Annotated in this window: 22 protein-coding genes; 7 read left to right on the forward strand and 15 right to left on the reverse strand. The window is 67.2% G+C overall.

Annotated features, from left to right (window positions below):
• Nucleotide 1 precedes the first annotated feature (1 nt).
• The 12 genes from HLH21_RS09450 to gspG all read right to left on the reverse strand — a co-directional run bounded on the left by HLH21_RS09450 (nucleotide 2) and on the right by gspG (nucleotide 11,108).
• Complete coding sequence (locus HLH21_RS09450) at nucleotides 2-838, reverse strand: type II secretion system minor pseudopilin (protein ID WP_182943508.1); 837 nt, start codon at nucleotides 836-838, stop codon at nucleotides 2-4.
• Nucleotides 835-3,192, reverse strand: a complete 2,358-nt coding sequence (gene gspD / locus HLH21_RS09455) for a type II secretion system secretin GspD (protein WP_182943509.1) — start codon at nucleotides 3,190-3,192, stop codon at nucleotides 835-837. Before gspD ends, HLH21_RS09450 begins: the two co-directional genes overlap by 4 nt.
• Nucleotides 3,189-3,698 carry a general secretion pathway protein GspN gene (locus tag HLH21_RS17000; protein ID WP_246379499.1) on the reverse strand — a complete coding sequence of 170 codons (510 nt, stop codon included), beginning with the start codon at nucleotides 3,696-3,698 and terminating at the stop codon, nucleotides 3,189-3,191. The genes gspD and HLH21_RS17000 overlap by 4 nt, the downstream gene beginning before the upstream one ends.
• Nucleotides 3,695-4,324, reverse strand: a complete 630-nt coding sequence (gene gspM, locus HLH21_RS09465; protein ID WP_182943510.1) for a type II secretion system protein GspM — start codon at nucleotides 4,322-4,324, stop codon at nucleotides 3,695-3,697. The genes HLH21_RS17000 and gspM overlap by 4 nt, the downstream gene beginning before the upstream one ends.
• Nucleotides 4,324-5,370 (reverse strand): PilN domain-containing protein, encoded by a 1,047-nt coding sequence (locus HLH21_RS09470; protein WP_182943511.1) that lies wholly within the window; start codon nucleotides 5,368-5,370, stop codon nucleotides 4,324-4,326. The genes gspM and HLH21_RS09470 overlap by 1 nt, the downstream gene beginning before the upstream one ends.
• A gap of 116 nt (nucleotides 5,371-5,486) precedes the next feature.
• On the reverse strand, nucleotides 5,487-6,077 hold the full coding sequence (locus HLH21_RS09475) for a prepilin-type N-terminal cleavage/methylation domain-containing protein (protein ID WP_182943512.1): 591 nt from the start codon (nucleotides 6,075-6,077) through the stop codon (nucleotides 5,487-5,489).
• Complete coding sequence (locus HLH21_RS09480; RefSeq protein ID WP_246379500.1) at nucleotides 6,074-6,490, reverse strand: PulJ/GspJ family protein; 417 nt, start codon at nucleotides 6,488-6,490, stop codon at nucleotides 6,074-6,076. Before HLH21_RS09480 ends, HLH21_RS09475 begins: the two co-directional genes overlap by 4 nt.
• Nucleotides 6,487-6,909, reverse strand: a complete 423-nt coding sequence (locus tag HLH21_RS09485) for a GspH/FimT family pseudopilin (RefSeq protein WP_182943513.1) — start codon at nucleotides 6,907-6,909, stop codon at nucleotides 6,487-6,489. The genes HLH21_RS09480 and HLH21_RS09485 overlap by 4 nt, the downstream gene beginning before the upstream one ends.
• Entirely contained in the window at nucleotides 6,899-8,119 is a 1,221-nt protein-coding gene (locus HLH21_RS09490; protein WP_182943514.1) for a type II secretion system F family protein, read from the reverse strand. Before HLH21_RS09490 ends, HLH21_RS09485 begins: the two co-directional genes overlap by 11 nt.
• A gap of 26 nt (nucleotides 8,120-8,145) precedes the next feature.
• Complete coding sequence (locus tag HLH21_RS09495; RefSeq protein ID WP_182943515.1) at nucleotides 8,146-9,858, reverse strand: GspE/PulE family protein; 1,713 nt, start codon at nucleotides 9,856-9,858, stop codon at nucleotides 8,146-8,148.
• A gap of 24 nt (nucleotides 9,859-9,882) precedes the next feature.
• Nucleotides 9,883-10,671: a prepilin peptidase gene (locus tag HLH21_RS09500; protein WP_246379504.1), complete on the reverse strand. Its 789-nt coding sequence runs from the start codon at nucleotides 10,669-10,671 to the stop codon at nucleotides 9,883-9,885.
• Nucleotides 10,671-11,108 carry a type II secretion system major pseudopilin GspG gene (gene gspG, locus HLH21_RS09505; protein WP_182943516.1) on the reverse strand — a complete coding sequence of 146 codons (438 nt, stop codon included), beginning with the start codon at nucleotides 11,106-11,108 and terminating at the stop codon, nucleotides 10,671-10,673. The genes HLH21_RS09500 and gspG overlap by 1 nt, the downstream gene beginning before the upstream one ends.
• 186 nt (nucleotides 11,109-11,294) lie before the next feature.
• On the opposite strand from gspG, the gene HLH21_RS09510 reads away from it, so the two are divergent.
• On the forward strand, nucleotides 11,295-11,708 hold the full coding sequence (locus HLH21_RS09510) for a lytic transglycosylase domain-containing protein (RefSeq protein WP_182943517.1): 414 nt from the start codon (nucleotides 11,295-11,297) through the stop codon (nucleotides 11,706-11,708).
• A gap of 64 nt (nucleotides 11,709-11,772) precedes the next feature.
• On the opposite strand, the gene HLH21_RS09515 is transcribed toward HLH21_RS09510, so the two are convergent.
• From HLH21_RS09515 to HLH21_RS09525, 3 genes are all read right to left on the reverse strand, one after another.
• Entirely contained in the window at nucleotides 11,773-13,395 is a 1,623-nt protein-coding gene (locus HLH21_RS09515) for a glycoside hydrolase family 32 protein (protein WP_246379537.1), read from the reverse strand.
• 70 nt (nucleotides 13,396-13,465) lie between these two features.
• Nucleotides 13,466-15,232 carry a glycoside hydrolase family 68 protein gene (locus HLH21_RS09520; protein ID WP_182943518.1) on the reverse strand — a complete coding sequence of 589 codons (1,767 nt, stop codon included), beginning with the start codon at nucleotides 15,230-15,232 and terminating at the stop codon, nucleotides 13,466-13,468.
• Between the two features lie 521 nt (nucleotides 15,233-15,753).
• Nucleotides 15,754-16,677, reverse strand: coding sequence for a LysR family transcriptional regulator (locus tag HLH21_RS09525; protein WP_182943519.1), 924 nt, complete (start codon nucleotides 16,675-16,677; stop codon nucleotides 15,754-15,756).
• A 106-nt stretch (nucleotides 16,678-16,783) separates the two neighbouring features.
• On the opposite strand from HLH21_RS09525, the gene HLH21_RS09530 reads away from it, so the two are divergent.
• From HLH21_RS09530 to HLH21_RS09555, 6 genes are all read left to right on the forward strand, one after another.
• Nucleotides 16,784-17,611, forward strand: a complete 828-nt coding sequence (locus HLH21_RS09530) for a DODA-type extradiol aromatic ring-opening family dioxygenase (RefSeq protein ID WP_246379506.1) — start codon at nucleotides 16,784-16,786, stop codon at nucleotides 17,609-17,611.
• A gap of 35 nt (nucleotides 17,612-17,646) precedes the next feature.
• The gene (locus HLH21_RS09535; RefSeq protein WP_182943520.1) at nucleotides 17,647-18,255 is read left to right on the forward strand and encodes a YceI family protein; all 609 of its coding nucleotides are present in this window, start codon (nucleotides 17,647-17,649) and stop codon (nucleotides 18,253-18,255) included.
• Between the two features lie 325 nt (nucleotides 18,256-18,580).
• Nucleotides 18,581-19,189 carry an acetate uptake transporter gene (locus HLH21_RS09540; protein ID WP_246379508.1) on the forward strand — a complete coding sequence of 203 codons (609 nt, stop codon included), beginning with the start codon at nucleotides 18,581-18,583 and terminating at the stop codon, nucleotides 19,187-19,189.
• 618 nt (nucleotides 19,190-19,807) lie between these two features.
• Complete coding sequence (locus tag HLH21_RS09545; protein ID WP_182943521.1) at nucleotides 19,808-20,479, forward strand: phosphatase PAP2 family protein; 672 nt, start codon at nucleotides 19,808-19,810, stop codon at nucleotides 20,477-20,479.
• A 222-nt stretch (nucleotides 20,480-20,701) separates the two neighbouring features.
• Nucleotides 20,702-21,748 (forward strand): hypothetical protein, encoded by a 1,047-nt coding sequence (locus tag HLH21_RS09550; protein ID WP_246379510.1) that lies wholly within the window; start codon nucleotides 20,702-20,704, stop codon nucleotides 21,746-21,748.
• Between the two features lie 166 nt (nucleotides 21,749-21,914).
• Nucleotides 21,915-22,688 (forward strand): VOC family protein, encoded by a 774-nt coding sequence (locus HLH21_RS09555; protein ID WP_182943523.1) that lies wholly within the window; start codon nucleotides 21,915-21,917, stop codon nucleotides 22,686-22,688.
• Nucleotides 22,689-22,708 lie beyond the last annotated feature (20 nt).

The following is a 22,708-nucleotide window of genomic DNA, read 5'->3' on the forward strand; positions in this document are numbered from 1 at the left end:
GTCAGGCCCCCAGGGCCAGGATACGGACCCTGCCGGCCGGATCCTCGCCCGCCCGCGCGCCCGGCGACAGCAGGACCGTGGCCCGGCGTGACACATGCCCCCCCTGGCCGTCATCCATCGCGACGGTGACAAGGATGGTCACGGGCCTTCCGCTGTCGGGCGACGTGCGCGCATGGGGCGCCCCGGCCATCTCCAGCGCCCGGCGGACGGCCGGGTCGGCCAGCGCGATGTCCGGATCGTTCTGCTGCGTCACCGACAGGTACGGCCGCACCGCGCGCAGAAGCGCCGGCGTCATGCCCAGCACAAGGCCGATTTCATCGACGCTGCGGAACATGTCGCCCGGCGGGGCATAAGGGCGTCCGGCGGCAAGATAGAGCGCCTTCGTCCGGGCGGCGTTCCCCTGCCCGGCGGTGCTGCGCCATTCGGCCATGTTGGCGGCGATGGCGTCCGCCTGAATTTTCTGCGCCCCGCATACCTGCAACAGCGCGGCCAGAAGCGCCCGCGAGGCGATGTTGGGATTGACCAGCCCGGCCTCGCTGGCCAGGCGTATGCGCGATGTCAGGCCCCCCGCGGCCTGCACATGTTCGCGCCCGTCGGCGTTCCAGTGCCCGGGCGAGCGGTCGAGGACATGGAAGATCCCCAGCCAGATTTCCCCATCCGCCGCCGCCCGCATCTGCGCCGCGCGGCGCATGGCATGGACGGTACGCAACTGCCGGTCGGCCGACGTCACGACGACGGACACCAGGAACGACAGCAGGACCAGCGTCCACAGCACGATCAACAGGGCGAAGCCCCCGTCGCGTTCTCCGTCGCCCTTCCTGGTACGGGCGCCCGTCACGGCGACAGGCCGACCCTGTGCCGCAGGTGCTGCTGGGGATCGGCGTTGCCGGTCGCGCCCATCGTGGTCAATTCGTCCGGGACGACCGCGGCGTTGGGGTGGCTGTCGCGCAGGTCTTCCATCAACGCCACGGCGTCATGCTGGTCGTGCATGACATGCGGGGTAATGAGGATCAGCAATTCCGTCCGCTGGCGATTGTTGTTCTGGTTTCCCGCCAGGACACCCAGCACCGGGATGTTCTTGAGCCAGGGGATGCCGCTGTTGGTGCGGGTGGAGGTATCGGTAATCAGGCCCGCCAGCCCCACCGTCTGCCCGTCCTGCACCACCACGCGCGAGGACACCGAGCGGTCGTTGAAAGTGGGGTTGGCGATCGCGCTGCTGGTGGTGGAATTTGCCGAGGTCACGGAACTGACCTCCTGGACGATGTCCAGCGTGACCAGCCCGGCGTCGCTGACATGCGGCGTCACCTGCATGATGACGCCCGTCGGCTGGTAGGTGAACTGGTTGTAGATCGACGTGCCGATGGTGCTGGATTGCGAGCCGATCTGGATCGGCACCAACTGCCCGACCTGCAGGCGGGCGGCCTTGTTGTCCTGGACCATGAGCTGCGGCGACGACAGGACATGCACCGTGGTCACGTTCTGCAGCGCGTCGATGGCGAACGGCGCGCCGCCGCCGCTGGCGCCGCCGATGATGAAGCCGGGCAGCGTATGGCTGAAGGCCGCCGTCGCCAGGGTGCCGGCAGTGATGGTCTGGCTGTTGCTGCTGAGAACCCCGTTGATGCCGCCGGATTTGAAGAAGAACTGCGTGCCGTACTGCAACGCGTCGTTGAGCTGGACTTCGGCGATGACGGCGTCGATGCGGACCTGCAGGGGCATGACGTCGATTTTTCGCATCATCTGCTCGACCGTGTCGCTTTCCTGCTCGGTCGCGTAGATCAGGATGGCGTTGTGCTGGGCGTTGGAGATGATCCGCATCCCCTGGCTTCGGCCGTCGTTGCCGGCCGTGCTGTCCAGCCCGCCCAGCAGCGGATTGCTGGACGCCCCCGGCTGGGCTGCCGTCTGTCCCCCGCCCCCCTGCTGGCCGGCGGCCGGCGTCGCGGCACCCTGCTGCCCCCCGCCGAACAGGGAACCGGCGTTTCCCAACCCGCCCGTCATGGCATTATTGCCGCCCAGTCCGCCGCCGGCCAGACCGCCACCACCCAGGCCGCCGCCCATGACATTGGCGCCGATGCCCCCCTGGCCGGCCTGGGTGGCGGCGGCTTCGGGCGGCAGCGCCGTCACGTCGCCCGGCGTGAACGCCTGCTGCAACGTATAGGCCACGTCGTTCACGCTGGAATTCTGCACATAGAACACGTGCCACGACCGCATGGTCGCGCGGCGGTTGCGTTCGATCAGCGCGAACAGCCGTCGCGCGTCATCGACATAGCGCGCGGCCCGGGCCACGACCAGGACGGCATTGACCCGCGCCAGCGGCAGGACCTGGACGACCTGCGCCAGCGCCCCGCCGCTGCCGTGCAGGGCGGTTTGCAGGGCCGTCGCCATGTCGCGGGCGTTTCCCGAATCCACGGGCAGCAGGGCGTAGGACTGGCTGGCCAGCCAGTCCACGTCGAAGGCGCGGATGACCTCGACCAGCGTGTTGCGCGCCGAGGGCTCGCCGCTGACCATCACGGCATTCGCGCTGTCCACCGGCGTGACGTGCGCCCCAGCCTGCACGAACGGCTGAAGCGCCTTGGCCAGGTTTCCGGCGGCGGCGTAGCGCAGCGGCACCATGACGCTGCCGCCCAGGGCCTCGCCCTCGGCCAGGCCCGGCGTGCCCGCCCCCTGCGACGCGCCCCCCTCGGCCTGCGCGGGCACGATGCGGTACAGGCCGTTGCTGCGGACGAGGGTGGCGTGCACCTGGGACAGGATGAGTTGCAGGGCCGGCATGACCTGCGCCGACGTCAGGGGCGCAGCAGTATGCAGCGTCACCTGGCCCCTGACCGCCGGGTCGATCGCGTAATTCACATGCAGGATGTCCGTCAGGATCTGCGATACCGCGTCGCGTATGTCGGTATCGGCGAAATTCAGCACGATCGTGCCGACACCGCCCGCCTGCCCCGACGCGGGAATATACGGCACCGCATCGCGCCCGTAGCTGTACTGGACCGGGCCGACCGGGTTCACCGCCCCGATCCGGCCGCCGGTCATGTCGGGTTCGGCGCGGCCCAGCGACAGCGGGCCGGGCAGCGGCCGCACCTGCGGCGCATGCGCGGGGGCGCATCCCGTGACGGCCAGGCACAGCATCACCCCTACCCGGCCCGCATGTCGGCGGCGGCAGGTCGTGCGGGGAAACGAATCATCGCGAAAAATCATTGTGTGCCGCCTGGTATCTGGTCTTCGGGCTTCTGGTCGCCGGGTTGGGAAAGGCCGGGAGGTGGGGCGCCGGCCTTGCCGTCGGCGCTGCGGTCGCGGTCCGGCCGCAGGGTCTGCGCGCCGCCCGCGCCGGTCACGCGCACGGAATCGACCCCGATGGCGAGGACCCGCCACGGGCCGACCGTCGCGCCGGCATCGACGACCTGTCCTCGCCCCGCGCCCGGCGTCATGAAGATGGCGCGGCGTCGCCCCAGGCTGACGACGATGCCGGCCAGCCGCGGCACGGATGCGGACACATCCGGCGCGGCCTCGGGGCGGCGGGTGCGGCTGAACAGCGGACGCGCCAGGATGACCGCCTGCCAGTCCGCGATCCGTGCGGCGTTGGCCATGCCCGGCGCGGCCGGCGCGGCGGCGTGGGCGGAAAAGGGAGGAAAGAGGACGGCCCATACGATACCGCAGGCCATGGCGCGGCCCCGGCGCGACGGGCGGACTGTCGTGCGGATCATGGCGCGGGGGCGGCCGGCGGGGGCGCGCTGCTGTCGGTCCGGCGGAACGCGTACACGGACATGTCGCATTCCATCATCGTGGCCGGCGCGTCCTCGTCTTCGGATTTGTGAATATGCAGCCCGTCGATAACGACGGCGGGCGCGGAACGTTCCAGGGTGGCGATCAATCGGACCAGGGTGGGAAACGACGCGCCGACCACGATGTGCAGCCCGATCCGCTGGTACGGGCCGATCATGGCGGCGGGCACATTCTCGGCGCTGGAGATGCTGGCCCCCATCGACGAGGCCGTCTGTTGCAGCATCTCCTCGAGATTGGCGCTGGCGATGGCGTCCGTCGCGCCGCCGATCAGCAGCGCCGGCCCCGGCGCGGACGTGGCGGCGGCGCGGCGCAGGCCCGGCAGGGCCGCCGACAGGGCCTGCATCCGTTCCACCGTGTCGCGCTGGAGGGCGAGGGTTTCGGCGCGCCGCCCGTACCAGCCCCACAGCGGCCCCACGACCAGCAGCCAGCCCAGCATCACGACGAGCGCCGACAGGCCCAGGGCGGCCACGTGGCCCGCCCGCCCTTCGGGCAGGGCGCGGACCAGGGCATGGCGCGACGGGAGAGTGTGTTTCGAGATCGGCGACATCACTGCCCGACGCCCGCATGAATCGAAAAGAGGCTGGCATTCTGCCCCTCCACCCGCGTCACCGGGGCGACGAAGGCGGGGGTCCGGAACAGGGGATCGGTGCTGAGGGCCTGGATCAGCCCCGTCGCGGCGGCGGCCTGGCCGCTGACGATCAATTGCCCCTGTCGCAGGATCAGGTCGGTCAGGAAGCTGTCGTCGGGCAGGATGCGGGTGACGGCGGCCAGCACCTCCATCGGGTCGCCCAGCCGCCTGCGTTCGCGCGCGATCAGTCCCGCCCCGGCCGAACGGTCCTCGGCCTGCCGGCGCAGCACGCGGGCCTGCTCGGCCTCGGGGCGCAGCAGCGCGATCCGCGCCGCCAGATGCCCCTGTTCGACCGACTGCCGCCAGAACGCCGCCGCCCCCGCGACGACGGGCAGCAGCGCCGCCGCGACGATCATCGCCATGCGGGCGCGACGCGGCCGCCCGTACCGGGTCGCGGCGTCGCGCATCGGGATAGCCGCCCGGCTTGCCGCGTCTTCCAGCACGTCCGGCCGAAGCCCGACCCGCGCGAGGGCGGCCAGCGCCGGGGCGACCGCCGCGCGGGGCACGATCGACAGCCGCACATGCAACTGCTTGTGGTCGGGGTCGCGGCGCAGGATGTCGTAGGCGTACCAGATCCGGTCGGCGGGAAAGGGCGTCAGCCGGTCCATCTCGTAGCCCAGGACCGTATCGAGGCTGCCGCCCGTGGCCGACGGCAGCACGACATCGCGCTGCATCAGCAGGCCGGGCGGCAGGCGCAGCACGGTCGAGGCCGGCGCGCCGCCCCCCAACGCATCGGACAGGGCCTGGCGGCAGGCCGTGGCCTCGCCGTCGTCCGCCCCGTCGGACAGGCCGCAGCCGCCGACCGGCGTGGACGTGCCCTGCCGGACCAGCGACACGGCCAGCCGCGCGTCCGCCAGCGCCGCGACGATCACCGGCCGGGCCGAAAAGCGTGACAGGCGCCATCGCTCGGGGATCATCTCCCCGATCTGTCGCCGCCACCAGATGAACAGGTCGCCGAGGATCATGAAGCGTGTGTCAGGGACGTGACGGGCAAGGACAGGGTTCCGACCGGTGGCAAGGGAGTATTTTGCTTCTTTTGAAAAAAGAATCAGAAAACTTTTATTCGTTCAGGGTTCTTTTACTAGCCGGGCATGGGTTCCGTCATGGGCGCCGCGACGATATCGGGCCAGTGGCGCCGATCGTCATCGGGAAAGAGGATCCGGATCCGCACGAGTTCCGGCAAACCGTTTCCATACCATCCATTGTCCCACTTTCCGCCCGAAAAATAATCACAGTCGATCCCCCGCACGCCGTCCAGCAGGATGTCCTGCCGCGTGGGGGGCGCGGGTTCGACCACATGCCGGTAGGGCGCCCAGACGACGGTCAGCCGGTGACGGTCGTCCACCGACAGGCGGATATCGGCCAATGGCGTATCGGCCCCCAGCGCCAGCGGCAGGCGGCCGCGCAGGGCGAAGCCGTGGGCGCGCCCGACGAAGACCGGCCCGTCCCGCGCGCCGCCGTTGTTGGCGTCCTCGACCAGATGGCGCAGGAACCGGTCGACCGCGCCCAGTTCGGCCTGCGCCGCCAGCATGCCGCGCTGGCGCTCGAAGACCATCGTCGCCGCCTGGAACCCCCGTTCCAGCGCCAGCAGCACCAGCGAGAAGACCACCAGGGAAATCAGGATTTCGACCAGCGTGAAGCCCTGCTGCCCGCTGTCGCGGCCGGCCCTCATGGCGCGCCCACCCGCGCGCCCAGCCGCCGGGTGTGCAGCACCACCGCCCGACGCCCCCCCGACGGGGTCGCGTCGGGCCATGATTCGGTGACGTCCACCCGGTACAGCACCATGGCGGAGCCATGGTCCGCCGTGCCCGACTGGTCGGGGACGATGCGGATCTGCCAGGTGAAGCCGCTGCCGTCGTCCCCGCCCTGCACCAGCGGGGCGATCCGCAGGCCGTGACCCACCGCCGCCAGGTGCGACTGCGCGCGCGAGATCGCTTCCTCGGTGCGGTTGGACAGTTGCGTGGCCGCGATGCCGCCGATCATCCCTTCGTAGACCACGCCCAGCGCCAGCATGGCGATGACGAAGGCGATCAGGACCTCGATCAGGGTGAAGCCGGCGTCGCGGTCGCGCATGACGGGGCTCATGGCCCGTCCACGGTGACGGCGCCGGTCAGCCAGTTGGTGCGGAGGGTGACCTGCCGCCCCTGCTCGACCAGCCCCAGCCGGGCGCCGGAGGCGCTGCCGTCGGGGTAGAAGGTGACGCCCGTGGCGCTGCCGGCGGCCAGCGCCACGCCGCGCGGCAGGGCCTGGCGGGCGCCGCGCCCTGCCCCATAGTCCAAATGCACCGGGTCGATCGTGACCGTGGTGGCGGCGCCCGAGACGATCGCCTGCATCCGCGCCTGGCGCAGGGCCAGGGCCAGCGACTGCGCCGCGCCGCGCAGGTCCATCGTCGTGGAATGCAGCGGCCCGCGCGCGATCAGCATCGTGCCCACCAGGCCCAGGACCAGCACGACCACGATCATCTCGATGAGGGTGAACCCCGCGTCCCGCGCGCTATTTCGCAAGGTCGTTCAAGCTCAGCATGGCCAGCAGCAGCGACGACACGATGCCCGCGACCAGCAGGCCCATGACGATGGTGATGGCGGGCACCAGCAGGGCGACCAGGCGCTGGGTGACGATACGCACCTGGTCTTCGTGAATGTCGGCGGCCCGCAGCGCCATCGGCCCCAGCCGGGCGGTTTCCTCGCCCAGCCGCAGCAGATGGACGGTGCGGCGAGGAAACAGCGCAGCCGCTTCCAGCGCGCCGGACAGGCCGCGCCCGCCCTTGGCGCTCTGCGTCGCCGCGTCGATGGCCCGCACGGCCGCCAGGTTGGTGATGGCCCCCCGCACGATCGACAGCGCCGCCAGGATGGGCACCCCGTTTTCCAGCAGCGTGCCCAGGATGCGGGCGAAGCGGGCGGCCAGGATTTCGCGCAGCAGCGCGCCGAGGCCCGGCAGCGTCAGCAGCCAGCCGTCCACCCGCAGCTTCGCCGCCGGACGCCGCAGGATGGCCCGGCCCGCCACGACCAGCGCCAGCAGGACCAGCGGGATCAGGATGCCGTAGCGGCCCAGCACGTCGCCGGCCCCGATCATCAGGCGCGTCGAGGCCGGCAGCACCGCCCCGTTCTGCGCGAACAGGGGGGTGAACTGCGGCAGCACGTCGGTCAGCAGCAGGTAGATCGAGCCGCAGGCCGCCAGCGTCAGGATGGCGGGATAGATCAGGGCGGACTGTACGGTGGCGGCCAGGGCGCGCTCGCGCTCCTGCAAGGCCGCCAGCCTGTCCATGGTGGGGGCCAGGTCGCCCCCGGCCTCGGCCGCGCGGACCATGCCGACATACAGCGGCGGAAAGCTGCCGGGATAGCGCCCCAGGGCGACATGCAGCGCCTGGCCGTCGCGCACCATGGCGCGGACCCCGTCGCACACCGCGCGCACCCGCGCGCTGGGCGCGGTTTCCACCAGGAAGCGCAAGGCCCGGTCGATATCCTGCCCCGCGCCCAGCATGACGGCCAGTTCGCGCGTGATCGCCGCCAGTTCGCCGCGCCGCAGGTCCTTCCGGCGCAGGCCGCCCATGGCCGACGGCAGCGTCAGCGCGAAGCGGGCCGGGGCGCCGACCTGCATGGGGATGTGCCCCTGCCGGCGCAGCGCCGCCACGGCGGCGGCCTCGGTCTCGGCATCCAGCGTGCCCCGGACGAGGTTGCCCTGCGCGTCGACGGCGGTGAAGCTGAAGTCAGCCATCGGCGCCGCCGGGCATGGATTTCACATCAGCCCCGGACACTGCGGGTCACTTCCTCGATGGTCGTTTCCCCGCGCAGCGCCGCCAGCAGGCCGGCGGTGAACATCGGCACCATCCCGGCCGCGACGGCCGCGCGTTCGATCGCCGTATGGTCGCTGCGGGAAAAGATGAGATGCGCGATGGCCTCGTCCGGTTCCAGCAGTTCCGCGATCGCCTGCCGCCCGCTGTAGCCGGTGGTGCGGCAATGGGCGCAGCCCACCGGGCGGAACAGCGTGACCGGCCCGTCGGGCGACAGCGCCCGCAGGCCCAGGCGCTCGACCAGTTCGGCGGGCGGGCTGTACGGCGCCTTGCACCGGTCGCACAGGCGGCGGACCAGCCGCTGCGCCACCACGCCGCGCAGCACGGCCGTCAGCAGGTAATCCTCCACCCCCATGTCGCGCAGGCGGATGATGGCGGCGGCGGCGGAATTGGTATGCAGTGTCGAGAGCACCAGATGCCCGGTCAGCGCGGCCTGCACCGCGATCTGGGCCGTCTCGATATCGCGGATTTCGCCGACCATGATGACGTCGGGGTCCTGGCGCAGGATGGCGCGCAGCAGGGCCGCGAAGGTCAGGCCGATCTGCGGGCGGACCTGCACCTGGTTGATCCCGCCGAGCTGGTACTCGATGGGGTCCTCGATCGTCACGACCTTGCGCGTCACGGCGTTGAGGTCCGACAGGCCGGTGTAGAGCGTGGTGGTCTTGCCCGAGCCGGTCGGGCCGGTCACCAGCACGATCCCGTTCGGCAGGGCCAGCAGTTCGCGCAGCCGCGCGACGATGGCGGCCGGCAGGCCCAGGGTTGCGTAGTCGAATCGCACGCTCGACCGGTCGAGCACGCGCAGCACCACGGTTTCGCCATGCAGCGACGGGATGGTGGAGACCCGGAAGTCGATCTCATGCCCGCGCACGGCCAGCTTGATCCGCCCGTCCTGCGGCAGCCGCCGTTCGGCGATGTCGAGGCGGGCCATGATCTTGATGCGCGAGACGATGGCCGGGATCAGGTGTGCGGGGGGGCTGTCCATCTCGTGCAGCACGCCGTCGTAGCGGTAGCGGACGCGCAGCCGGTCCTCGAAGGGTTCGATATGGATGTCCGACGCGTGGGTCTCGACGGCGCGGCCGACGATCTGGTTGACCAGGCGGATCACCGGGGCCTCGGACGCCAGGTCCTTCAGGCGTTCGGCGTCGTCCTCCAGCGGCGCGGCGGCGTCGTCGTCCGGCAGGGCGGCGCCGTCCTCCTCGCGCGGGTACAGGCGCTCGAACGCGGCGTCCAGTTCGATCGGCAGGGCCACCAGGGGCGACACATGCAGCCCCGTGGCCGCCGCGATCGACGCCGGCGCGAAGGGGTCCAGCGGGTCGCGCAGGGCCAAGGTCACGCCATCCCCGGTCCGGGCCATGGGCAGGGCGTGGACATCGCGCAGGAAGCGCGCGCCCAACTGCTCGGCCAGCACGGGCTCCTGCGGGTAGAGATCGGGGGTTGCCAGCGGAATGTGCAGCAGTTCCGCGTAGCTCAGCGCCATGTCGCGCTCGGACACCAGGCCCAGTTGCAGCAGGATCCGGTCCAGCCGCCCCCCGCTCTGGTCCGCCGCGCGACGCGCGCGTTCGATGGACCGGGCGTCGCACCGGCCGGTATCGACCAGCAGGCGCGCCAGATCCGCGACGGGATCGCCAACCGCGATGTCCTGAATCTCCGGCTCACGCTCCATGGACTGCGGCGCCCTCCTTCACGGTCACAGGGCCAGCCCGTCCGGCCGGGCCTGCCATAGCCATATCCCCCACATCGCCAGCGCCAGCCCCGGCCCGAACGGCACCGCCTGCCCCCGGTCCAGCCGGCCGCGCCCGGCGATCGCGGCCCCGCACAGCGTCACCAGCGCCGCCAGCAGCACGACATGCGGCAGGGCCTGGAGGCCCAGCCACGCGCCCCCGGCGGCCAGCAGCTTGGCATCCCCCAGGCCCAGCCCATCATGGCCCCGGACCCGGCGATACAGAAGGGAAATCGCCCGGAAGGCGCCGTACCCCAGCACCGCCGCCCCGCCGTGCCACAGGACCGATGCGACACCCTGCGGCGCCGCCATCGCCAGCCCCGCCGCGACCAGCGGCAGCGTCAATATGTCGGGCAGGCGCAGGCAGGCCAGGTCGATTGCCCCCAGCGTCAGCAGCCCCCATCCGAACACGCATCCCCCCCAGACCGGGAATGGCGACGCCGCCCCGCCGTTCCCCGGAAGGCCGACCGCCCACAGCACGGTCGCGGCCACCATCACCGCCAGCACTTCCATGACGAGATGCGACAGATGAATGACGCCGCCACATGTCCGGCACTTCCCCTTTTGCGCCAGGTAGCTGACGATCGGCACCAGGTCGCGGGGGCCGAGCACCGCCCCGCAGTGCGCGCAGGCCGACCGCGCGAACACCACCGGCTCGCCCCTGGGCAGGCGCGACGCCAGCACGCCCAGGAACGACCCGACGAAGGGTGCGAGCACCAGCGGCAGGTACGGCGAATGCAGCAGGGGTCCCATCATCAGGGGTTGCAGATCCGCGTCGCGGCGGCGTCGGCGTTGCCGCCATTGGCCCCGGCCGAGCACAGGTCGTACTCATGGCCCGCGCGTTCCGACGGGTTGCGGTAGAGATAGGGATGATGCCAGGGGTCCTGCGGTTCGCCGCCCTCCTTCACGTAGGGGCCGTTCCAGTTCTCGGCGTCCGCCGGGCGGGCGACCAGCGCCTTCAGCCCGTCCTCGGTGCTGGGGTAATTTCCCACATCCAGCCGGTAGAGATCGAGGATCTGGCCCATCCGCTGGATCGATTCCCGCGCCACCGAATTTTTGGCGCCCCCCAGTTGCCGCAGCGCCGCCGGGGCGACCAGGCCGATCAGCAGGCCCAGGATGGCGATCACGACCAGCAGTTCGAGCAGGGTGAAACCTTCCTCGCCGGATCTGGAAGACTGTGTGGATTTGGGCATGTTCAAGCTGAGTCCCTGTGAGAGTGGATCAGGGCTCTGCCCTGAAACCCGCCAAAGGCAGTCGCCTTTGGAAACCAGTTATTATCCATGATCGGGGTGCATCTGTCATTGCGTCCACCGGTTGGTGCAATGTTATAAAAACCGCGCCCCCACAGCGGGCCGATCACGGAAAGGCCGGGGCCCGCCATGGGAATCGCATATCTTGGCTGCATGGTGCTGGCCGCGTCGATCTATCACCTGCCGCCCCGCATCCTGCCGTCGATCCAGGCCGTGGAGGGCGGGGGAAACGGACTGGTGCACCATAATGCGAACGGCACGGACGATCTGGGCATCATGCAGGTGAATACGCGCTGGATCTTTCCCATTGCAAGATATACGCACGTTCCGCCGCTGATGGTCTATCGCAACCTCCTGGAAAATCCCTGCTATAATATCAGCGCCGCCGGGGCCATCCTGCGTACCTACCTGAACGAAACCCGTGGCGACCCGATGCGGGCCATCGGCAATTACCATTCCCATACCGCCCCGCTGAACGAAGCCTACCAGATGCAGGTCCTGTCCTCGGCCCGACGGCTGTTCGGCCCGCGCCCCCATTCATGATCGGGGTCCAGGGCCTCGGGCCCTGGTAGGTTCGGGCAACGCCCGACCTGTCCTGCCCGCCGGCTCATTTCCCCGGCACGGCCACACGCATCGCCCCGAAGGTCGCGCTTCCCCCTTCCGCAAACAGCGACACCCGATCGCTTCCGGCCGGGGGAAAGACAAGATCGGTCATACGCAACACGCCGTCATTGGCGAACAATTCGACAGAATTGCGGTCGATGACCAGATGCAGCGACAGCGTGCCGTCGGGGGCCGCCAGATGGGCGATATGCGCCAGGCTGAACCGGGGCGAAAAGCCGACGTTGCCGGAATGCCCACGGTCGAGGGTCAGCATCTGATCGACGAAATCGTACCCGATGGAGGTCCCGATCGTGCCGTCCGCCGAGCCCCGCACCACGATGCCGGCGCGCCGGGCATCGCCCCGGCGGATGGTCAGGTGAATGTCCAGCACGTCGCCGCCGAAGGGTTGCGGCAGGCGCTCCCCGGCCTTCAGAATCCGATCGGGGTAGGACCGGACACCGCTTTTCCGGACCATGTCGTCATAGAGGCGGGGCGGCGCCTGCACCAGGGCCGGCCGCCCCTCGACGGTCTTCAGGGCGACCTCCACCGGCAGGGTCATCTGCCCCCGCCAGGGCGATGTCGGGACGTCGGAGGCATAATCCCAGTTGCTCATCCATCCGATCAGCAGGGGATTGCCGTCGCCGGTATTGGCGAAACGCGCCATCGCGTACTGGTCCGCCCCATGGTCCAGCCAGAGATAGCGGGACGGGTCCGAACCCGGCGCCGGCAGGGCGTCCGGCGTGAAGGTCGTGCCGTCGAACCGCCCCACGAAATATTGCACGCCCGAGCCGCCGGCGATGCTCCATGGATTCACGCTGACGATCATCACCCATTTCATGGCGTGGGGATTTCCGTCCAGCGGCAGGGGCAGCAGCAGCGGCATTTCCCACAGCATGCCGGGCTTCCGATAGCCGGACGGCTGAAAATCGCTGAGAAACGACCAGTGCAGCAGATCGGTGGAGCGATAGAGCTTCACCACCTGGGCATCGCCGACCACCGTCGCCATCACCCAGCACCGGCCGTCCGGGTACCAGAAAACCGACGGATCGCGGAATTGCCGTGAATCCGGCTGCAATGTCAGGATGGGGTTGCCCGCATGGGCGCGCCAGGTGTGGCCGCCATCGACGCTGTAGGCAATCGACTGCGCCTGCGTGCCGTCGGGATGCGCCGGGTTATTGTAATAGACGGAGGTATAGAAGGCGAGCAGCGGCGGGGTCGCCTTGCTGCCCAGACCCGACCGGTTGTCGCGATCGAGAACCACCGTGCCCGAGAAAATATCCTCGCCGGGGCGGGCCGGAATCGCGACGGACTCCTCGTTCCAGTGGACCAGGTCGGTGCTGGTCGCATGTCCCCAGGACGTATGTCCCCAGACCATGCCGTCGGGATTGTACTGGAAAAACAGATGATAGACCCCGTTCAGCAGGAACGGGCCGTTGGGATCGTTCGCCCAGTGCCGGGCGGGCGAGAAATGCAGGGCCGGCCGCCAGTGCGGCGTCGCCGCATCCTGTGCCCGCAGCGCGGGCGACGCCGCCATCAGCAGGGCAAAGGCAAGCAGGCCGGATCGACGACGCGCGACGCCGGAAGACCGACGCGGCGAGCGGAGGCATGTCTGGAATATGTTCCACATCACCGAAGAAAAATCCGTGGCCGGACGCGGGATGACCAGCCTGCCTTTCGGGCAGGCTGGTCAAGCCATGTCACTGATTCACGAACTGATTGATCTGCTGCACCGTCTGGGGGCTGGCGCCGTTGCCGTTGGCCTGGGCCAGCAGGCCCGACTGGCCGCCCTGGCCGAACAGATCCTGGATGAAGCCGGCGATATTGATATCCGCGCGATTGGCGGGAATATCACCATAGGCACCCAGTCCGCCATTGCCGTAGCGCAGATCGACGACCGACGCGCTCTTGGCGATTTTCACCCTGACCGTCGGCGACAGTGCGCCACCCCGACGCCCCTCGACCGTGTCGATGAACGATTCCACCAGTCCACCCGGCATGATGTAATGCGAATAGGACTGGAACGCCCGCGGGTTCTGGTCCGGATTGGGATCGAAATCGGTTCCGGCCGCGGTGTTGAGGTCGGTCGGGTTGCCCAGCACCAGCCCGCTGCCATAGTTCATGGGCTGGAAGTCGCTGCGGATGCCGTTGCCGACGAAGCCGTACACGCCATCCGGACCATCGACGCCGGCCGCATATGTCGTGCGATGGCTGATCGTGAAGATGTAGTATTTTCCGTCCTTGATATACACCTGCGGCCGCTCGGTCTGGTCATTGACGCAGTTGGCCGAAATCAGCGGCGGCAGGAACTTCCACTTCGACAGCGACCCGTTCTCGGCAACCGCCAGGCCGATATTGGCCTTCTGGTAATAGGCGCCGGAATCGAGCACTTCCTGCAGGGTTTCGGCATGCGGGTCGTTGGGGCGATAGCCCAGGTCGGCCTCGGTGCAGTTCGGCGTGCCGCGATCGCCGGCGGTATTGCCCTCGAACACCATGTAGTTCACGCCGGGATGCTGCGGATCCTCGAAGGTGAACGGATCGCGGAAGCTGTAGAATTCGTTCTGCTGTCCGGTCTGGTAATACACGCCGTCAGGCCGCAGAAGCGGCGTGTGCGTGCCGAAACCCGTAAACCAGACATGACGGAAATCGGCATGGATCTGGCCCAGCGTCTGGGTGATGACGGCCACCGGCGGCGTGATGTTGCTCGCGTCGGGGTTACGGTTGAACGCCAGGTCGGTATAGAACACCGAGACGGTATTGCCACGCACGTTGACCAGGCGGGTCGAACCCGACCATTCCGCCTGCTCGGTATAGGTGGTGCCGGCGAAAACCTGCGCGCTGGTCCCGTCGGGGAACAGATGGCCGCCATAGATCCAGCCGCCGTTGACCGGCCGCTGGCTGGCGGGAATGCCCGCGCGCCGGTAGAAGAAGCCGATGCGGGCGTGGACGTGACGATCGTCGAAGGTATAGCCGGCATTCGGGTCGGCCGTGAGCGAGAAGATGACCTCCCACCCGTTATAGCTGAACTGGTCGGCGTGCTTGTCGATCAGCGTCCAGGTATCCCATATCCAGACATCCGGATTGGTCTGCGGGAAATCGGCCGGAATGTTCGGCATCGTCAGCTGCGCCGGCATGGAATTCTGCCCGACCGCGACGCTGGTGCTGGAATGGGCCTTGATCTGCAAGGCGTCGGCGCGCGTCCAGCGCGACGTGAAATCCGCAGCGGGGTCATACGCCTGCTGCGTATGGATGCTGGGCAGCGGGAAACCCGGCACGCCCGACAGCGAACGCCCCGCGAAAAGCTGGGCGCCATGGGGCATCATGCCCGGACGATGGGCGCTGCGCTCGGCCTCATGCTTTTGCATGGATTCTGCCTGGGCAGGCGCACCCTGCGCGCCCAGAGACATGGCAATAGATCCCGCCAATGCAATTTTCAGCATTGACCCTTTCCGGCGTACATCCGCCATGTAACCCTCCTGAAGCAAGAGTCGGCACATTGCGGTCTTGCGCCGCAATTGCCAGACTTCTAATAAACTCATGATTTATAAAGGATTTTTCCTATTTTCCTCCTGAGCCGAGGCGCAGAAGATCACAGAAAATTTACATGTGTCAATTTTATTTTAATTAAATCTTGGTGGCAAAATTGAGGCACGCCGTCGCGATACACGGGATGCAGGGTGAATTACATTTTGAATATAGAATATATATGTATATGTTTTTGATTTTATAAATTAACCTGCCCCGGATACAAACCCGGCGTGGGCGCGAATGATCGGAATACCATCCGGCATTCATGCTGTTTCGCGGCCCCGGCGCGATGGCAACCCACATACCGCACTTCTTGCGGAATAACAAAGCAGATTTTCAATCGCCGCGACTGAACGGCCCTCCGGCGGGATAGTTTCCCGCCCCCCGCCCGTGGGACGCACATGGAATGCACGTCATATTCCGTTATCATATCAGGGCATTTCCGATCACCCTGCCCCTGTCATAACATCAACCCCTTCTCCCACGGCGGCAGCGGGCCGTAGCATTCGGCAAGATAGTCGATCATGACCCGCACCTTGAGGGCGACGGTCGCCGCCGGCGCGTAGACCGCATGCAGTTCGGGGCCGTCCATCGGCGGCGCGTCCAGTGCCAGGGCGCACAACTGCCCCGCGCGCAGTTCGTCGGCCACGATGAAAGCCGGCTGGTAGATGATCCCCTGGCCCGCCACCGCCGCTTCGCGCAGCACGTCGCCATTATTGGCGCACAGGGGGCCGTGCACGGCGATGGCGCGCTCTCCCCTGGCCCCGAAGCGCCACCGCGCGGGCCCGACAGCATCGCTGAGCGTGTAGCCCAGGCAGGCATGATGGACGAGGTCCGCGATCGTCTGGGGGGCGCCGTGGCGGGCAAGGTAGGACGGGGCGGCGCACACGACGAAGCGGATGGGGGCCAGCCTGCGGGTACGCAGGCTGCTGGAGGCCATCCTGCGAATACGCAGGGTCAGGTCCCATCCTTCCTCGACCAGGTCGATCGCCCGGTCATCCACGCCCAGCTCCACCGAAACCAGCGGATAGCGCCGGCCGAATTCGCCCAGGATCGGCGCGACATGACGAATGGCGAAGGACACCGGCGCGTTCAGGCGCAGCCGCCCGCGCGGCTCGTCCCGTTCGGCCGCGACCCCCTGTTCCATATCTTCCAGTTCGGACAACAGCCTGTGGCATCCGTCGAGAAACAGCCGGCCGGCATCGGTCAGCGAGAGGCGCCGCGTGCTGCGATGAAACAGCGCCACGCCCAGCCGGGCCTCCAGCGCCGCGACATGTTTGGTGACCATGGTCTGCGACAGGGACAGCGTACGCGCCGCCCCCGCGAAGCTGCCCTGCGCCACCACCCGGACGAACACCTGCATGCTGGTAATGCGGTCGAGCACGGAATTTCATACCCACAGTGTTAGCTGATTTTCCAAAAGGGGGGATTATCGTAGTGCGGGTGCGCGGGCAAATTCGCATCACGACAACAGCAAGGAGGCAGGCGTCATGGACATGCGACCCGTCAATGCAGACAACGGCCCGGCCCGGCAGCCGGTGCTGTTCGTGCCCCATGGCGGCGGCCCGTGCTTCTTCATGGACTGGCCGGACACCTGGGACCGCATGGCGGCCTATCTGCGCGGCATCGCGGCGACGCTACCCCGGCGGCCCGATGCGATTTTGGTCATGTCGGGCCATTGGGAAACCCCCGTGCCGACCGTGACCTCGGGCGCGCGGCCGCCGCTGATCTATGATTATCATGGCTTTCCGCCACACACGTATCAGCTACGCTATCCGGCGCCGGGTTCGCCCGCGCTGGCGGCGCGGGTGCGCGCGCTGCTGGACGCGGCGGGAATCGCCAATGCCGAGGACCCCGACCGGGGCTTCGACCATGGCGTGTTCATCCCGTTCATGCTGGCCTTCGCGGCCGCCGACATCCCGATCGTGGAACTGTCGCTGAAGGACGACATGGACGTCGCGGACGAACTGCGCGTGGGGGCGGCCTTGCGCCCCCTGCGCGACGAGAACGTACTGATCGTCGCAACAGGGATGACGTACCATAACCTGCGCCATTTCATGGGGCGGAACCCGGCGTCCGACGCCACCTCGCGGACGTTCGACGCGTGGCTGGCCGATGCCGTCGAAGCCCCGGCGGACGCACGGGACGCGGCGCTGCTGGGGTGGGCGAGCGCACCGGGCGCCCGGGTCTGCCACCCGCGCGAGGAACATCTGCTGCCGCTGATGTTCGCCGCCGGCGCCGCCGGGGCCGACCGTGGACGGCGCGACTACGGCGACATTGTCATGGGCAAGGCGTTATCGGGTTTCCGCTTCGGCTGATGCGGTCCACCTTCACCACAGGAAAGACCATGTGCATGAAAAAGACTCTTCTAGGCGGCGCCGTCGCCACGCTGGGCCTGGTCGCACTGCTGTCGGGAGCACGCGCCGCCACCGCGCCGCACGACGTGCAGGCCGGCAGCTACAAGGTCGAGACCACGCATACGCAGATCATTTTCTCGGTGCTGCATTTCGGCTTCACCCTCTATTCCGGCATATTCTCCGGCGTCACGGGGACGCTGCAGGTCGATCCGGCACACCCGGCGGCCGCGAAGCTGGACATCACCGTGCCGGTGGGCAACGTCACGACCCCCAGCGACAAGCTGACGGGCGAACTGAAGGGCAAGGACTGGCTCGACGCCGGGACATACCCGACCGCGACCTTCACCGCGACGAGCGTGACGCCGGCCGGCATCGGCAGCGCCACGATCACGGGCAACCTGACGCTGCATGGGGTCACGAAGCCGGTGGTGCTGCACGCACATTATGTCGGCGCGGGGGTCAACCCGATGGACAAGGCCTATACGGTCGGGTTCCAGGGCACCGCCACCATCAGGCGCGCCGATTTCGGGGTGAAGACCTATGTTCCGATGATCGGCGACGAAGTCACCCTGACCATCGCCGGCGCCTTCGAAAAACAGGGCTGAGCCCACGGCGGGCGCTGTTGCGCGACACCGATCACGAGCACGCCAGCGCAGGAAACCGCCGGGTCATTTTTCGTTAAGGACCCATCGCCGAGGCCGCATGGCCGGACCCGCACGCCGGGGGCGTCCGCCCCACGGCTGTACCGGACATGCGGTCGCGGCCCCAACCCCGATCGGTCCGCCGCGCCCATGAGCCCCTTCATCACATCGTTCCGGAACAGGTCAGGCGGTCCATTCCTGAAAAACAGCCCATAAGCCCGATTTTACCGTCGGTCTTCTTACGCACCATGGAAATAATATGACACAAATAAAACATGGCATGGTGGAAATGACACGAGCAACCCCCTCCCAATACGCCAACCCCGGGCCGCTGGGCCTGATGGGTTTCGGCGTCACCACGGTCCTGCTGAACCTGCATAATGCCGGATGGATTCCCATGGGATCGGCCATCCTGGCCATGGGGCTGGTGTTCGGCGGGCTGGCGCAGATCATGGCCGGCCTGCTGGAGTACCCCAAGGGCAATACGTTCGGCCTGACGGCCTTTACCTCGTACGGCGCGTTCTGGCTTTCGCTGGTCGTGCTGGTGTGCCTGCCGCAGGTGGGGCTGATGCCGGCCTCGACCCCGGCGCTGATGGCGGCGTACCTGTTCATGTGGGGGATCTTCACGCTGATCCTGTTCATCGGCACGCTGTCGGCGTCCCGCGCGTTGCAGGTGGTGTTCGGCTCGCTGGTCATCCTGTTCATGCTGCTGGCGGCGGCCGAGCGTTCCGGCAACCCGGCCCTGACGGTGGTTGCGGGATATGAAGGCATATTCTGCGGTTTTTCGGCCATCTATATCGCGATGGCCGAAATCCTGGAATTCCAGTTCGGCCACGCCGTCCTGCCCCTGGGCCTGATGCCCCGCCCCCGGACCAGCCAGCCGATCGGCGCGCTGTAGACGCCGCGGGACGGTCCTTTCGGACCGTCGCCGGCACATCTTCGCAACAAGCTGCCTTCAACGCCCACGCATCCGCGCGGGCGTTTTTTTTGTGGGCAGGGCTTCTGCACGCAGAGTTCCATCAACGCGGCCAATCTCACCGGATCGAAGCCATTCTCCGGCTCCGCCACATCGGTCGGAACCGGATCACCCGCCAGCACACCCAGTCCAAAGCCCAGGAACGAACCGACCAGAAGCAGGATGAGGACGAAAGGGCCTTTTTCACAGCACCCTCATTTTCCGAACGAGGGAGGCAACGGCGACGTACCCTAGCAGGTAGACGTTTTCTTTACATATTAAGTAATAATATGCTACGTACTAAAAAATGCCCATCGACAGGGTCGGGGAGATAGGCCGTCGATCGGATACGCCCGCACGAAAAGCATACCATTACTTTACATTGAATACTTATTCTATTCTTCAAAAAACGAAAGAAGAGAAATGAGTACATTTTCCGCAAAGAAACCAGAATACTCATACATCGATGGGCGCGGGAAAATAATTATTTTCCCTATATTTATATTTCTACTTATGGCTACCCTCTCCTTGTCCAGGACTCACGGTCCGGACTACGCCATCATGCATCTCATGTCCTTGATCTCCGGTCGATCCGCTTTATTGGATCACGCCGTCTTCGGCCTGACCAAGGACATGTTTTCCAGCGTCATTCTTCTATCCCTTGTCGTCTATGCCTGGTTTGGCACGAACCGGTCCGATCGCCGCGCGGGAATCCTGGTAGGGACCGTGATGTCGTTTTTCGCCGGAGTCGTGAGTCGTATCCTGCAACTGTCGCTACCGACGCATCTTCGGCCTTTGTATGATGCCGATCTTCATTTCAAGTCGCCGTCCGGCCTCGATTCAGGCGCCCTCAACCACTGGTCGTCATTTCCCAGCGACCACGCCGCCGTCGTGTTCGGCCTGGCATGCACGATATATTACGCCGACATCCGGATCGGCCGACTGGCATTCGCCCTGGTGACGCTCTTGAGTGCTTCACGGATTTACCTGGGCGTTCATTTCCCCTCAGACGTAATTGCAGGCGCTTCGCTCGGCATTGCCGTCGTCATGGCAACGCAGCAGTTTCGGACGTCGAGCGTGATGCGGCAACTGATGGCAAAGGAAGAAACCAACAGCGCGTTGTTCTATTCCCTCGCGTTCTATTTCTGTTTCGGGGTGGCCACTCTTTTCAACGACTACCGATCGGCGCTTTCCGAATTGGCGAAACAACTGCATGCCCATATCGCCAGCTAGAATCCTTCGGAATCCCGTGACGCTCCTGACGGTCGGTAGCCTTCGTGCAGATCTGACGCGCGGCAGAGGGCGTCAGATCTGGCGGCATGGCCAGATGCGTGTCTCCTGCAACTTGTTACGTTATAATTACAAAAAAAATAAGTTAAAAGAGGCTTGGTGTTCATCTGCCGTGGCTTTATGCCTCACGCGATCATGCTTAAGTACCTTCCTCATTTTTGCCTGTTGCCGTTGTTATTTGGTCTGGGAGGATGCGACCAGATCGGGCCGACGCGGCTCGATCGGGACCAGAGCGACTATTCCCGTGCATTGACCAGTTCGGGCAAGCAGCAGACGCTGCTGAACGTCGTGCGCCTGCGCTATGCCGACACGCCAGGCTTTCTCGACACCACGCAATTGATCTCGGGCTATCAGCTTCAGCGCAACATCTCCGCCGGGATCGGGACCTATTCCCTGGCCAGCCGGCCCTATGGCGGCGCGAGCGTCCAGCTGCAGGAAAGCCCCACCTTCACCTTCCAGCCGGTCACCGGCGACGCCTACGCGCAGAGCTTCCTGCGCCCCCTGCCGCCGGGCAACCTGCTGCCCCTGGCCATGGGCGGCCTGCCGATCGACGTGCTGTTCCGGCTTGCCGTGCAGTCCATCAACCTGATTAACAACGCAGCGGCGCTCGGCGGCGATGTCGGGCGGGGATCGCCGGTCTTTTTCGACCTGATCCACGACCTGCGGCTGCTGCAGGTGGCCGGCCTGCTGGGCATTCAGCTGGAGCGCGGCCCGGACGCGACCGGCAAGGACCCCACGGCCGATCGCGTCTTTCTGTCGATCGCCTCGACGGACGACCCGGCCATGGCGCAGGTGGTCCATGAAGTGCGCCAGATCCTGGGCATGGCCCAGAACGACGAGCGGGTGGAGGTCGTCTATGGCGGTGGCCGGCCGCGCGCGGGCCAGATCCGGCTGCTGACCCGCACGATACTCGGCGTGCTGGGGCAGATCGCCTATCAGATCGACGTGCCGCAGGAGGACATCACCTCGGGCCGCACACGCCCCAGGATCAGGCTGATCGGCCGGGAGACGAAACCCATCGTCGTGATCCATGTCACCAGGGAGCGCCCGCTGTCCGTCTTTTCCTGGACCACCTATAACCACAAATATTACTGGATCGCCGACGACGATTACGACAGCAAGCTGGCCTTTACGATGCTGCAGATTCTCCTGGAACTGTCGAAGACCAGCAAGGGCCCCAGCACGATCGTGACGATCCCCGTCAACGGCTAGACGGCCCGGAAACGCGGCAATGATGTGACGTTCGCGCCCTGGTGAACGGAATGTGCGTCATCGGGGCCGGTTTCCGGGGTGTTCGGCGTGTCGTGGGTCCTTGATGCGCGGGGGCGGCGATCCCACGATCTGCCGGGGACCCCCAAGCAGGACTGGAAGAAGCGTCATGTCCGCATTCCATGGCCAGTTCGTCTGGTACGAACTCGCGACCCTCGATGCCCCGGCGGCATCTGCCTTCTACCGCGCCGTGATCGGCTGGAACATGAAGGATGCCGGGCTGCCCGACCGGGAGTACACGATCCTCAGCGCCGGCGAACGGCCCATCGGCGGCCTGATGGCGCTGTCCCAGGCCGAGTGCAAGGCCGGCGCGCAGCCGGGCTGGATCGGCTATGTCGCCGTCGAGGACGTCGATGCCATGGTGGCGCGCATCGCCGATGCCGGCGGCGCGATCGTGCGCCCCGCCAGCAACATCCCCGGCGTGGGGCGCTTCGCGATCGTCGACGACCCCCAGGGGGCCGTCTTCGCCGTGTTCCGGGGCGGCGGCGACGGGACCATGGCGCCTGCGGCGCCCGACACGCCCGGCGGGGTGGGCTGGCACGAACTTCTGGCCCAGGACCGGAAATCCGCCTTCGCCTTCTATGCCGACCTGTTCGGCTGGGGCGTGGGCGAGGCGGTCGATATGGGTGACATGGGCATCTATCAGATCTTCACGATCGGCGGCGTGCCGATCGGCGGCATGATGACGCGGGCGGCGACCATGCCCGCGCCGTTCTGGCTGTATTACGTCAATGTGGACCGGATCGACGCGGCCATCGGCCGCGTGCGCGAGGCCGGCGGCCGGGTGGTCAACGGCCCCCATCAAGTGCCGGGCGGAAGCTGGATCGTGCCATGCCTCGATCCGCAGGACTGCATGTTCGCCCTTGTCGCGCCCACCCGCTGATCCCGGCGCGCTGATCCCGG

It is taken from the genome of Gluconacetobacter johannae (genome assembly GCF_014174305.1).
GTDB lineage: Bacteria > Pseudomonadota > Alphaproteobacteria > Acetobacterales > Acetobacteraceae > Gluconacetobacter > Gluconacetobacter johannae.